We start from the raw sequence: 10879 nt of genomic DNA on the forward strand, positions 1-10879 counted from the left end.
TATTAGACCAGGATGTAGCCACAGAAACTATCGCTCGTTGGAGTGCCTTGTTTTTGCGATCGCATCTACTTAATGATACTGCCGCTTTTGACTATCTGTACAATAGTGGGGATGATCAGGATGAAAATGTTATCGTGATTCACCCGATCAATCCCCTTTCTGAATCGGCGTTGCCCTCTAATTGAATGAGCCGACAAAATTACTCTTCAATCTTCACCGAAAGAATCTTATCCCCTTTCTGAATCGCATTAACCACATCCATATCTTCGGTTTTACCAAAAACAGTATGGACGCCATCTAAATGGGGTTGCGGCGAGTGGCAAATAAAAAATTGACTTCCACCCGTATTGCGACCTGCATGTGCCATAGATAATGACCCAGCTAAATGCTTATTGGGGTTAATTTCACAGTTAATCGTATAGCCAGGACCACCCCTGCCAGTTCCCAGAGGGCAGCCGCCTTGAATCATAAAATTGGGAATAACGCGATGAAATGTTAGTCCATCATAGAATCCTTTTTCACTGAGATCGACAAAATTTTTCACCGTATTCGGAGCATCTTTCTCGAATAAGTCCAGATGAATTGTACCTTTTTCCGTTTCCATAATGGCGCGGGTCATAGTTTTTTCCTTGCGTGTGATCTGTGGTTATGGGTCAGTGAAACTGGGAAATGATTTATATCATTCGGCAGGATCTGTTCTAGCATTAAACGCCATTTGCCAAAACTCTGCTTCTAATTGAGCAACCTGCAAAAAGGCAGACTCGGCTTGCTGTTGAATGGATTCTGACGCCTCTGGCAATACCTGATTCGCTTGTTTTTCCAACAAAGTGACATACTCAGTAAATCCAGGATTTCCCCAGCGTTGTGCAAATTCATTGTAGGACTTACTCATCTGACCTGGCAATTGCCAGCCTTGATTATATGCCAATTCAATCGCCCAAAATGCAGTGGCTTGGACGGGATAAGGCATATCCCAAAGCGTTTGCATGAAGTGACAGTATTGATTACAGGCGGGTTGTTTCTGGGTATTTAGATTTAGCGATCGCGCCATCGCTTTTTCTCGAAACCAAGCCAGTTCATCTTTGATCGCACTTGCCCCACTCAGGAGAGTATCAAAATGGGCAGTAGGGGCGGCGGCTAAGACTCGTCCAATCAGGCGGGTAAATTCTAGCACAAATAAATAATCTTGCACTAGCCAAGTGTTAAATTGTTCAGGTTTAATTGTGCCTAATTTACACTGTTCTAGAAACGGATGTATGGTGGCTTTATGCCAGACATGATTGTGTTTTTGCAGTAGCTGTTGACAAGTTAAACTCATAACCTTATTCTCCCACTTAGTTGGGGCGGGTTTAGTCGCATCTGGATCAACAATAAACGGTAATAGTCAAACCCGCCCCTACAACCGATAAATTCTTCCACTGGGATGGGGCGGGTTTAGTCGCATCTGGGTTACTAATAAACGATAGTAGTAAAACCCGCCCCTACAAACCATGCCTTATGCGAAGTGAAGGGTCAAAATTTAAAACTCCCTTATCTACAAAACAGACTGTTGCCAATATCGGTAGACAGAATAAGCCAGCGTTACCACACCTGTAATAATCGCCGATTCATTCACTTCAAATTGGGGGTGATGTAAGGGATAATTGGATTTATCCTTAAACCCGACGCCAAGGCGGAACATCGTACCGGGAGCATGTTCTAGATACATGGAAAAATCCTCGGCTCCCATAGAGGATTCGGGTAAAATTTGCACTCGATCATTTCCCCAAGCTTCCTTGGCAGATGCTTCTAAGATTTGAGTTAAAGCCAAGTCATTTTGCACCGAAGGCACACCCCGGCGATAATTTACCTCATAGCGAGCGCCATACATCTGGCAGATACTTGCCACAATTGACTCAATCCATTCTGGCAGATTCGCGTGAGTTTCGGGGTGGAGCGATCGCACGGTTCCGGCTAAATGGACTTGATCGGCGATCACATTCGGGGCGCGTCCACCATTAATCTGTCCAATTGTCAAGACTATCGGACGTAAAGGATTCTGAGTGCGGCTAATCGCTTGCTGTAAGGTAGTAATCACCTGAGCCGCAATCCAAATCGCATCCACGGCTTCATGGGGACGGGCACCATGACCCGATTCCCCGGTAATAAAGATTTCCAAGTCATCCGCCGCCGCCGTCAGTGCGCCATAACGTACACCAATAGAACCCCCTGGAATCGACGGGAACACATGAACCCCAAAAATGGCACTAACATCATTCATCGCCCCATCCTGCACCATCCAGTTCGCACCTTGGGCAATTTCCTCAGCCGGTTGAAACAAGAAGCGCACATTTCCCGGTAATTGTTCGCCCAATCCAGACAACACCATCGCCGTACCTAAACCAACAGTGGTGTGAACATCATGACCACAGGCGTGCATTATCCCCATCTTCCGGGAAGCAAATTCCAGAGCGGTGGTTTCGGTAATCGGTAACGCATCCATATCCGTGCGAATCGCCACCAAGCGTTCATCAGTCCCCCCGACTAACTCACCAATCACGCCGGTTTTGGCAATCCCTTCTTGGACAACAATGCCACAGGACGACAGCACACCCGCGACATAAGCCGCCGTTTGGTATTCCTGACCACTCAATTCGGGATGACCATGGATATGGCGGCGAATTTCAATCAGACGCGGTGCGAGTTCTTGGGCTAGGTCTTTGATTCGGCTAAGCATAAATTCAATTCAAGAGGTCTTACTATACAAGCTGTTCTATTCCATCATCCAAACATCTGAAAAATAATGCAGCTATCGGTCGTTAGACATTACCTTAACTTAAGACATTAATCCCAATCACAATGGGAGTGGTAGTGGTAGGGTGGGCAATGCCCACCTACAGATGGAGACTGTGCATAAATCCTGATTACCTTAACCAAGGCGTTAATCCCAATCACAATGGGAGATGTGGAGAATGAGCAAAAAATAATGAAGACCTACGATTGGATTGTTGTTGGTGGGGGTATTACCGGGGCGGCACTCGCTTATGAACTTGCCCAGGTAGGGTTAAGGGTTCTGTTGGTCGATTCAGACACAGCCATTCAAGGGGCGACTCGGTACAGTTATGGCGGTTTAGCCTATTGGTCAGGGAAATCCGACCTGACGAGAGTGCTATGCGCTGAGGGAATTGAACGGCACAGGCATTTATCAGCGGAATTAGACCATGATACCCAGTTCCGGGAATTGGATTTAGTCCTGACTATTTCTGCTGACCAAAACCCAGAAACAATGGCAGCGGCTTATGCTGATTGTGCCATTCCACCCAAATTACTCTCAGTCGAGGAGGCTTGTGAGTTAGAACCCCTACTCAATCCTAATGCGATCGCGGGCGTTCTTACGGTTCGTCATGGTCATATTCATCCGGAACACCTCACCCAAGCCTATCGCCAAGCCTTCTGTCGCGCTGGGGGTGAACAGCAGATTGCTCAAGTGGTGGAACTCCTGCGCCAGGGGGATAGGGTTCAGGGGGTGAAAACCTCGGATAATCAAACCTATCATGCTGCCAATATAGTGGTTTGTGCCGGAGGATTCAGCCGCGCCTTGCTTAAAGCAGTAGGAATTCAGGTGCGCGTCTACTTCACCCATGCGGAAATGATTGAAACACCACCGATTGACCTGAAACTGCGAACATTAGTCATGCCTGCCTATACACAACGCTTTCCACTTGAAGCGCAAGCTAGCAGGGCGGAGGTAGAACCCTTGTGGGATCAACCGGGTTACGAACCGATGCCACCGATTTTAGATGCTGGGGCGATTCAGTTTCTAGATGGCAGTTTACGGATGGGTCAAATTAGTCGTGTTCTGACTCAACCCTTCGCCGCCATAAACTCAGCCGCGAGTGAGTCTGGGATTCGTACTCAGGTGGGGAATGTCCTCCCTGCTTTAGCCAAACTACCGGGAACTTGGCATCACTGTTTAGTGGCGTTTGGTGGTAATAATCTACCTGTGGTGGGAGCAATTGAGGGGGTAGAGGGTGTCTATATTTTCTCTGGATTTACGAATCCTCTGGTATATGTACCACCCTTAGCCCAACGCTTTGCCCAATGGGTTATGGGGAAAGAGGATCAAATTATCGCTCAAATTTCACAGAATTTGTAGGGAACAGGGAACAGGGAACAGGGAATGGGGAAGGGGGGGATGTAGAGACGTAGCATGCTACGTCTCTACGTCGGGGCGGGTGCGAGTCACATCTCTTGTGAGGGAAGAAACGATAGTAGTCAAATCTGCCCCTACACACTCGGGCAGGGCGGGTTTGATGTCAGGTTATCATTAAATCGCGAAATGAAAGCCCATAAACCCGCCCCTACACAATTAAAACGTCCCCCTCTTCCCCAGATGCTAAAGTTATTTAATGACTAGCCGCTGTAGCTTTTTCTTGAGGTTTGGCTGAGCCTTGAGTCCCCAATTGTATTAACTCAATCTTATAACCAGTCGGGTCTTGGACAAAAGCGATGACGGTGGAACCATGTTTCATTGGACCAGGTTCCCGCACGACTTTACCACCCCGCTCCTTGATTTGCTCACAGGTTCCGTAAATATCATCCACACCAATCGCAATGTGACCATAGGCATCACCCAAATCATATTGGTCAACACCCCAGTTGTAGGTCAGTTCTAACACAGTATGGTCAGACTCATCGCCATAGCCAACAAACGCTAAGGTGAATTTCCCACCGGGATAGTCCTTTTTCCGCAGTAACTTCATGCCTAGCACGTCACAGTAGAATTTGAGTGACTCATCTAAGTCACCGACGCGCAGCATGGTATGTAGCATTCGCATAGCTGATTACAGACTCCTTACGTTTATTCATGTTTCTTTGCTTTTCATTCTATCGAGGCGGTGAGGCGGTGCAACAGGTAAATTCCTCAGAAACCAATCCCCGACGGCTAATCTTTAGATCATCGGGGTCAATATGTTCAAGTCCAATATAATGATCAATACCGTCTGTTTCAGGGTCTTTGCTTCTTTCTTTACTCAGGCGAACCACATCACCAAACTTAACCCATTTTCACCCAGATTTTAACTTCTTCTCCTCAGCCATTAGGAAACATCCCCTTCCACAAAATCCTCAACCATCAACACCTTTAACTCAGAAACCCGTCGGAATTGGTCATCATTGGTTAACAACGCCTCACACCCGCTTCTAATTGCTGTTGCCACCTGCAACGCATCCAGCAGTTTCAAATTATATTTGGCTCGTAACCTTGCAGATAAAAGACCAATTCCCGTATCAATCTCTATCATTTGGATTGACTGACGACGCATAAGAAAATCCACAAACTCTTGTTGCAACTTTTTATCTTGATTCTTCAAAGGATAGACCAAACATTCTGCCAACGTTACCGGAGAAATAATTCCTTGTAACTCTCCGCTATCTAATTTCTTGATAACCCCTTCTACCCCATCAGCAAAAAGGGGATGATTCTCTACATAATAAACCACCGGAGCCGTATCAAGGAAAATGATCTTGACTCCTTGCAACGCCTCATCTAAGGTCACTCTGACTTCCTCCACACCTGCTCACGTTCGTCTGATTCACTCCGCATCTGACTAACCCATTCTTGAGCATCTTGACCTGCTAATAAATTGGGTGCAATCCCGCGAAACTCTTGTAAAGGTCGTCTACATTCTGTATTCTTGGTTTCAGCAATATATTGCAGCAAATGTTCATAATCTGCATCAATCGCTTGACCTTCGTCAACCGTATCATCTTCCTGAACACGCTGTTCTAAATAATGTAAAACCTCAAGCCGTTCTTGCTTATTTAAACTGTCAATTTGATTGAAAAGATCTTTTAATTGTGTACTCATAATCACTCCAAAATTCTTAAAGTAATCCTTGTTAAAACTAAGGTCAGGGGGTAAATCCTTCACAGCACCCACCACCCCTAATTTTACGGCTAAATCATAAGCACTAGCTTCATTATTTTTTACGATTGCTAAAAAATATACGATCGCGTTCTTCATCCCAGGTATCACAAAGGTACTTGAAAAACAATAACGGTAGGATATAACTTTTCCAGTCTGAGCGATCTACCGGACTTCCCCGGAGAATATTAGCCGCTTCCCAGAGATGGGCTTCTAATTCACTGAGGCTGACGGTGAACTCGAAAAGTTTTCCTTGAATCATGGAGAGAGAATGACAAGTAGGACTCCTATTATAAAGTTAGTACCGCAGGTGGATAAGTTAGCGACTCTCTTATCCATAGAGCCAAGGGTAAGTTGTAACGTATGACCTTATGTTAAGAATCATGCTTGATTACCCTGAAACCCTGACCAAAATCAGGCATGATTAGGGCAGTTAAATGCTGGAGGAACCTATGTCATCGGCTCCGCTATTTAGCGATCGCACTCATGCTGGTGAGGAACTCGCTCAAGCTCTGCTCACCCAGATTGCTGAATTGGAAACAACTACAGGTAAAACGGTATCACCCGTGGTGTATGCACTCCCCCGTGGCGGTATTCCTGTCGCCGTACCTGTTGCTCGTCGATTAAATTGTCCTCTGGATATCGTGGTGGCTAAAAAAATTACCACCCCCCAAAATCCAGAATTAGCCATTGGTGCTGTCACCTCAGACGGACAAGTGTTGTGGGCGCAACAACGGCTATGGAGGCGACTGAAGGCGAATCTGCGAGAAACCGCCCTGCGTCATGCTCAAGATAAAGCTCAAGCTCAGCTTGCTGAATTTGCCCCAGGTTGTCCTCAGGTTAACCCCCAAGGAATGTTAGCCCTTTTGGTGGATGATGGAATTGCTACGGGTATGACCATAATCGCGGCGAATCAAGCGTTGAGGGAGCATCATCCTGACCAGATCTGGATTTGTACACCCGTCGCCCCAGCCGGATTGATCAAGAGGCTCGGTTGTTTTTGCGATCGCTTAGTTATCCTGGAAACACCGGATGACTTTCTCAGTGTCAGCCGTTTCTACGGGGAATTTCCGCAGGTCAACACGGATGAGGCGCTGGCTTATTTACAAGAGTACAATCATCTTCCCCACCAACAGTAGCCAAGTTAGTTGCCCTGAATTATCTTAACTAATAGTTCTCGCTGATGAGTTTTTTCATGAGACATTTACAATTCTGTTGGCGCACCTTGGTGCTTTCCACGCAGCAAAATCCACCGGAGTCGATCGAACATTTAATGATATTGTTAACCCTGGCTTTGGGGTTAAATTGGGTCTTTCAACCGGACTGGCAATACCTTGTTCTCAGTTCTAGCTTCGCGATTGGTGCAGCTGCATCCATGTGGGTTAGGGAAGCATTTGTCCCGTCACCGCGTCCACGTATGGTTATGGTTGTCGCGATTACTGTCTTGCTTCTCTATAGCATTTATGCATTTGCCAATGTTGCTTATGACGTGGCGATCACTTAAGGCGACGGCTGGTGTAAAATTAAACGATTGCCATTGGGGTCATAAGCGTAGATTTCCCGCCCGTGGGACGCGACGATGATTTCGCCCGGTGGTGGATAGCCCATGTTGCTCAACTGTGCGATCGCGGCGTCTAAGTCATCAACGTCTAAACACAAACTCAACCCACTCTGCTCAGACTGCTCAAATTCCTGTCGATGATTATCCCTGGGCTTAAATAATCCGAGTCGCAATCCAGGTAGCTGGAACTCAGCATAGGTGTTGGGGCTATGGCAATGGGGAGATTCAGCGAGTAATTGACTATAAAATTCAACCAGTGGCTCGATATTCGTAGCCGCAATAGTAACCCAAGCCGTATGCAAGTGAAATTTCATCCCTATCCCTGAATAGAAATTCTGTCGGGCGGAGTTAAGAATTGTAAAAATCCTCAATCCCTTGTCCTGTTGTCTATTTCCTGTTAAGAGTTCCCTATTCAAGAGAAATTGATCCCCGCCATTCCCGAAACCCCTACAATAGGATGAGTAATTCCGAAAAAACACCAAGTCTGAGTATGCCCAAAACCGTTGCCGAAGTAATGAGCCGTGACCCGATCGCGGTTACCCCCCAAACGCCCATCAAAGAGGCGATGAAAATTCTTGCCGAACGACGTATCAGTGGTTTGCTGGTGGTTAATGATGCCGGCAAATTGGTGGGCATTATTTCAGAAACAGATTTGTTGTGGCAACAGACAGGAGTCGAACCCCCAGTTTACATCGTATTTCTAGACAGTGTGATTTATCTAGAAAACCCAGCCCGGTACGAAGAAGAACTACACAAGGCTCTCGGGCAAACCGTTGGCGAAGTTATGACCCACGAACCTGTTGTTGTCAAGCCTGATCAACCCTTACGCAAAGCCGCGAAACTGATGCAGGACAAATCCCTGCGCCGTCTAGCGGTGACTGACAACCAAGGAAAAGTGATTGGTGTCCTCACAGCCGGAGATATTGTGCGGGCAATGATTGCTGAACTGGACGAGTCATAGTTCCCCAATCTCCACCGTCAACTTTAATGAAAGTCCGATTACTTAATACGTTACAAATGACTGTTTCTCGTGAGTCTGTTCAACAGTTGCTGAGTTCCGAGGACTTTGGCAACCGCCTGAGTGGGGTAAATCTACTACGCCAACTAGAACCATCGGTAGCTTATGAATTAATCCAGCCTATTTTGACTGACGCCAATGCTCGAGTTCGGTACGCCGCCGTTAGCCAGCTTGATACCCTTGGGGATCAGGATTTATCACTCACCTTCACCCTGTTGCGCGATCGCCTCTTGAACGACTCAGAACCCGATGTCCAAGCCGCCGCTGCTGACGCTTTGGGTGCCCTGAAGATGACGGAGGCGTTTGAGGAGATGCAACAGTTATATCACCAATCATCGGAATGGTTATTACAGTTTAGTATTGTTGCGGCATTAGGCGAACTCGCTGATCCGCGTGCTTTTCCCCTCTTAGAAGAAGCACTCTCCTCCGAAACCAGCTTAATTCAAACCGCCGCGATTAGTTCATTAGGAGAACTGGGTGATCCCCGTGCTGTGCCATTATTAGTTCCCTTTGCCACCGACTCTGACTGGCAAGTGCGTTACCGAGTCGCCCAGGCGCTCAAGCCCTTCGATACTTCAGAGGCTCGAGCCGCCCTAGAAGCGTTAGCCAATGACTCGGTTGAGCAAGTGGCTCAGGAAGCCAAACGCAATTTATGATAGATGGACACAATTAAAGTTAAAGGTGGAGAACTCGCTGTCCGAAAAGAAGCAAGCTACGTCATTTATTATTTGTCATTTGTCATACTTAAGGGAACACCAAAACCCTTGATATACCGTAGGGTGGGCATTGCCCACCAGAATACGAGGAGTGTGCCATTCATTTTAGGTTCAATCGACAACTTTCACGAGTCCACGATGCACCCCATAGATCAGCCGCATTAAGATAGCTTCATCATTACTTGTGAAAGAATTGTCCCAAGGCGCTGTCATCAATTCACGCCAGTCAGACAAACTGATCTGACCCTTACACATGATGTCAGCAAATAGTGGTGCCAAACAGCATCGGCTCAAGGTTTGTTCGTCTAGAGGAGCTTGTTCAGTCGCATTCATGGCTGTTTGTTGGGTTGACTTTCAATGATCACATCAATTGTAGTGACATACTCCCGACGCTCATCCTACGGATAGAGCGCGGGCTTCTCCATCCCGTTTCCGAGACTTCGCGTTTTTGAGTGAGGCGATGCCCAACCCCACTTTTTTGATTAAAATACCTGAACACAGATCTCGTGGCATAGAAGCACCGCAATGAGGGCATTCATGCCACCGATCAGACAGAGATTTAGGATTCATATTGGAGATTTTGAGGTCTTCGACAAAAACCACATCAGCCTTGTCTAGTAGTTCTCCGGCTAACTCGTAATGCCATTGCCTACGCTGTCTGGCAATACGTTGATGGAGTCTAGCTAGACGCTGATTCAGTTTACGCCTCGCTCTGGTTCCTTTTGCTCTTAATTCCCTTTTGACTTGAAGTTTGGCGAGCTTGTCTTCAGCTTGGCGATAAAACTTTGGAGGTTCAACTAAAGTCCCGTCAGAACAAGCAGCAAAATAGTCCAGCCCTGCATCCACACCAATACTATTCTCTTCTGTTGGCTGAATGTCTCTTGTCGGAGTATCAGGAACAGACTTGTCTGAGAGAGTTAAGGTGACATACCAGCCATCAGCTTTTTTGGTAATTAGCGCTCGTTTAACCACAAAACCATCCGGTGTTGGTCGGTGTTGGATGAACTTAATGGCTCCCATCTTTGGGAGAACAATTCGATTCCCTTGTATGCACTCAGACTTAATAGAAGGGAAAGCCATCGTTCGATAACGATTATTCCCCTTGAATCGAGGCTTGCCACTACGCTTTCCCTTGCTATCGCCTTCTATAAATCGTTTGAAGGCTAAATCGACCCGCTTCACTACATCCTGAAGTACATGACCATGGATGTCTTTATACCAAGGACGTTCTTGCTTTAGCTGTACCAAAGAACGTTTTTGCCCGTAGTATTCTGGCTGTTCTTTTGGTTGAGCAATACTGCAAGTTAGAAAGCAAGCGTTGATTGGACTACGGTTCATTTCCCACCAGTCGAATCTTTCCGCCAATAGCCAGTTGTACTGGTAGCGCAACATATCGAGCCAACGAGTCAGACGACGTCGCTGTTCGTATGTAGGCTTAAGACGGTATTGATAGGAGGTAATCATCGCTTTGTTTAGTCTGTTCAAATCAGCGTAGCACATATTAGCTACGTTGATTAAATGAGAAATGATTTTGTTTCAATATTATCCACAGCTAGAGCTACCTAAATTCATTGGCAACATCAAGTCTATAAATAGTCGTCGCTTGAGGTTAGAATTTCCGGATCTAGCTAAAGTCTATAGGAAATCAGTGCTATGGAATGAATCTTACTTTATTGCTA

17 protein-coding genes and 2 pseudogenes are annotated in these 10879 nt (G+C 46.5%); 8 read left to right on the top strand and 11 right to left on the bottom strand.

Going from position 1 to position 10879, the window contains the following annotated elements; translation table 11 throughout:
• Window positions 1–185 (top strand): annotated as a pseudogene (locus tag ACLFWI_RS18610) (alpha/beta hydrolase family protein); the annotation flags it as partial.
• 14 nt (window positions 186–199) lie between these two features.
• On the opposite strand, the gene ACLFWI_RS18615 reads toward ACLFWI_RS18610, so the two are convergent.
• From ACLFWI_RS18615 to ACLFWI_RS18625, 3 genes are all read right to left on the bottom strand, one after another.
• Window positions 200–619, bottom strand: a complete 420-nt coding sequence (locus tag ACLFWI_RS18615; RefSeq protein WP_446414152.1) for a peptidylprolyl isomerase — start codon at window positions 617–619, stop codon at window positions 200–202.
• Between the two features lie 60 nt (window positions 620–679).
• Window positions 680–1318 (bottom strand): TenA family transcriptional regulator, encoded by a 639-nt coding sequence (locus ACLFWI_RS18620; RefSeq protein WP_446414153.1) that lies wholly within the window; start codon window positions 1316–1318, stop codon window positions 680–682.
• A 216-nt stretch (window positions 1319–1534) separates the two neighbouring features.
• Window positions 1535–2716 carry a M20 family metallopeptidase gene (locus ACLFWI_RS18625; protein WP_446414154.1) on the bottom strand — a complete coding sequence of 394 codons (1182 nt, stop codon included), beginning with the start codon at window positions 2714–2716 and terminating at the stop codon, window positions 1535–1537.
• A gap of 249 nt (window positions 2717–2965) precedes the next feature.
• Between ACLFWI_RS18625 and ACLFWI_RS18630 the strand changes: the two genes are divergently transcribed.
• Both ACLFWI_RS18630 and ACLFWI_RS18635 read left to right on the top strand, forming a co-directional pair.
• Complete coding sequence (locus ACLFWI_RS18630; protein ID WP_446414155.1) at window positions 2966–4135, top strand: NAD(P)/FAD-dependent oxidoreductase; 1170 nt, start codon at window positions 2966–2968, stop codon at window positions 4133–4135.
• A 54-nt stretch (window positions 4136–4189) separates the two neighbouring features.
• The gene (locus ACLFWI_RS18635) at window positions 4190–4396 is read left to right on the top strand and encodes a hypothetical protein (protein WP_446414156.1); all 207 of its coding nucleotides are present in this window, start codon (window positions 4190–4192) and stop codon (window positions 4394–4396) included.
• On the opposite strand, the gene gloA is transcribed toward ACLFWI_RS18635, so the two are convergent.
• The 5 genes from gloA to ACLFWI_RS18660 form a co-directional block, all read right to left on the bottom strand.
• The gene (gene gloA, locus ACLFWI_RS18640; protein WP_446414157.1) at window positions 4386–4817 is read right to left on the bottom strand and encodes a lactoylglutathione lyase; all 432 of its coding nucleotides are present in this window, start codon (window positions 4815–4817) and stop codon (window positions 4386–4388) included. The genes ACLFWI_RS18635 and gloA overlap by 11 nt on opposite strands.
• Before the next feature lie 49 nt (window positions 4818–4866).
• Entirely contained in the window at window positions 4867–5025 is a 159-nt protein-coding gene (locus tag ACLFWI_RS18645; protein ID WP_446407765.1) for a hypothetical protein, read from the bottom strand.
• A gap of 53 nt (window positions 5026–5078) precedes the next feature.
• Window positions 5079–5537, bottom strand: coding sequence for a type II toxin-antitoxin system VapC family toxin (locus ACLFWI_RS18650; protein ID WP_446407764.1), 459 nt, complete (start codon window positions 5535–5537; stop codon window positions 5079–5081).
• A complete protein-coding gene (locus ACLFWI_RS18655) occupies window positions 5534–5848 on the bottom strand; it encodes a hypothetical protein (RefSeq protein WP_446407763.1) in 315 nt (104 codons plus the stop codon). Before ACLFWI_RS18655 ends, ACLFWI_RS18650 begins: the two co-directional genes overlap by 4 nt.
• A 112-nt stretch (window positions 5849–5960) precedes the next feature.
• Window positions 5961–6167, bottom strand: a complete 207-nt coding sequence (locus ACLFWI_RS18660) for a type I restriction-modification system subunit M N-terminal domain-containing protein (protein WP_446407762.1) — start codon at window positions 6165–6167, stop codon at window positions 5961–5963.
• A 190-nt stretch (window positions 6168–6357) separates the two neighbouring features.
• Between ACLFWI_RS18660 and ACLFWI_RS18665 the strand changes: the two genes are divergently transcribed.
• Both ACLFWI_RS18665 and ACLFWI_RS18670 read left to right on the top strand, forming a co-directional pair.
• Window positions 6358–7044 (top strand): phosphoribosyltransferase, encoded by a 687-nt coding sequence (locus ACLFWI_RS18665; protein ID WP_446414158.1) that lies wholly within the window; start codon window positions 6358–6360, stop codon window positions 7042–7044.
• Between the two features lie 56 nt (window positions 7045–7100).
• Entirely contained in the window at window positions 7101–7409 is a 309-nt protein-coding gene (locus ACLFWI_RS18670) for a hypothetical protein (protein ID WP_446407760.1), read from the top strand.
• On the opposite strand, the gene ACLFWI_RS18675 is transcribed toward ACLFWI_RS18670, so the two are convergent.
• Window positions 7406–7780, bottom strand: a complete 375-nt coding sequence (locus ACLFWI_RS18675; RefSeq protein WP_446407759.1) for a VOC family protein — start codon at window positions 7778–7780, stop codon at window positions 7406–7408. The two genes, ACLFWI_RS18670 and ACLFWI_RS18675, sit on opposite strands and share 4 nt — an antisense overlap.
• Before the next feature lie 176 nt (window positions 7781–7956).
• Between ACLFWI_RS18675 and ACLFWI_RS18680 the strand changes: the two genes are divergently transcribed.
• Window positions 7957–8427, top strand: coding sequence for a CBS domain-containing protein (locus ACLFWI_RS18680; RefSeq protein WP_446407776.1), 471 nt, complete (start codon window positions 7957–7959; stop codon window positions 8425–8427).
• Between the two features lie 56 nt (window positions 8428–8483).
• Window positions 8484–9140, top strand: coding sequence for a phycobilisome degradation protein NblB (gene nblB / locus ACLFWI_RS18685; protein ID WP_446414159.1), 657 nt, complete (start codon window positions 8484–8486; stop codon window positions 9138–9140).
• A 171-nt stretch (window positions 9141–9311) separates the two neighbouring features.
• Here nblB and ACLFWI_RS18690 read toward each other — a convergent pair whose 3' ends face one another.
• On the bottom strand, window positions 9312–9533 hold the full coding sequence (locus ACLFWI_RS18690; protein ID WP_006098710.1) for a hypothetical protein: 222 nt from the start codon (window positions 9531–9533) through the stop codon (window positions 9312–9314).
• 60 nt (window positions 9534–9593) lie between these two features.
• Complete coding sequence (locus tag ACLFWI_RS18695) at window positions 9594–10664, bottom strand: RNA-guided endonuclease InsQ/TnpB family protein (RefSeq protein ID WP_446407758.1); 1071 nt, start codon at window positions 10662–10664, stop codon at window positions 9594–9596.
• 64 nt (window positions 10665–10728) lie between these two features.
• Here ACLFWI_RS18695 and ACLFWI_RS18700 point away from each other — a divergent pair.
• Window positions 10729–10879 (top strand): annotated as a pseudogene (locus ACLFWI_RS18700) (transposase); the annotation flags it as partial.

This window comes from Coleofasciculus sp., assembly GCF_046539235.1.
Classification (GTDB): domain Bacteria; phylum Cyanobacteriota; class Cyanobacteriia; order Cyanobacteriales; family Coleofasciculaceae; genus Coleofasciculus.

Excerpts from the sequence above, each read along its gene's own strand:
- ACLFWI_RS18615 (WP_446414152.1), bottom strand. The coding sequence starts at position 619 with ATGACCCGCGCCATTATGGAAACGGAAAAAGGTACAATTCATCTGGAC.
- ACLFWI_RS18620 (WP_446414153.1), bottom strand. The coding sequence starts at position 1,318 with ATGAGTTTAACTTGTCAACAGCTACTGCAAAAACACAATCATGTCTGG.
- ACLFWI_RS18625 (WP_446414154.1), bottom strand. The coding sequence starts at position 2,716 with ATGCTTAGCCGAATCAAAGACCTAGCCCAAGAACTCGCACCGCGTCTG.
- ACLFWI_RS18630 (WP_446414155.1), top strand. The coding sequence starts at position 2,966 with ATGAAGACCTACGATTGGATTGTTGTTGGTGGGGGTATTACCGGGGCG.
- ACLFWI_RS18635 (WP_446414156.1), top strand. The coding sequence starts at position 4,190 with ATGCTACGTCTCTACGTCGGGGCGGGTGCGAGTCACATCTCTTGTGAG.
- gloA (WP_446414157.1), bottom strand. The coding sequence starts at position 4,817 with ATGCGAATGCTACATACCATGCTGCGCGTCGGTGACTTAGATGAGTCA.
- ACLFWI_RS18655 (WP_446407763.1), bottom strand. The coding sequence starts at position 5,848 with ATGAGTACACAATTAAAAGATCTTTTCAATCAAATTGACAGTTTAAAT.
- ACLFWI_RS18660 (WP_446407762.1), bottom strand. The coding sequence starts at position 6,167 with ATGATTCAAGGAAAACTTTTCGAGTTCACCGTCAGCCTCAGTGAATTA.
- ACLFWI_RS18665 (WP_446414158.1), top strand. The coding sequence starts at position 6,358 with ATGTCATCGGCTCCGCTATTTAGCGATCGCACTCATGCTGGTGAGGAA.
- ACLFWI_RS18670 (WP_446407760.1), top strand. The coding sequence starts at position 7,101 with ATGAGACATTTACAATTCTGTTGGCGCACCTTGGTGCTTTCCACGCAG.
- ACLFWI_RS18675 (WP_446407759.1), bottom strand. The coding sequence starts at position 7,780 with ATGAAATTTCACTTGCATACGGCTTGGGTTACTATTGCGGCTACGAAT.
- ACLFWI_RS18680 (WP_446407776.1), top strand. The coding sequence starts at position 7,957 with ATGCCCAAAACCGTTGCCGAAGTAATGAGCCGTGACCCGATCGCGGTT.
- nblB (WP_446414159.1), top strand. The coding sequence starts at position 8,484 with ATGACTGTTTCTCGTGAGTCTGTTCAACAGTTGCTGAGTTCCGAGGAC.
- ACLFWI_RS18690 (WP_006098710.1), bottom strand. The coding sequence starts at position 9,533 with ATGAATGCGACTGAACAAGCTCCTCTAGACGAACAAACCTTGAGCCGA.
- ACLFWI_RS18695 (WP_446407758.1), bottom strand. The coding sequence starts at position 10,664 with ATGATTACCTCCTATCAATACCGTCTTAAGCCTACATACGAACAGCGA.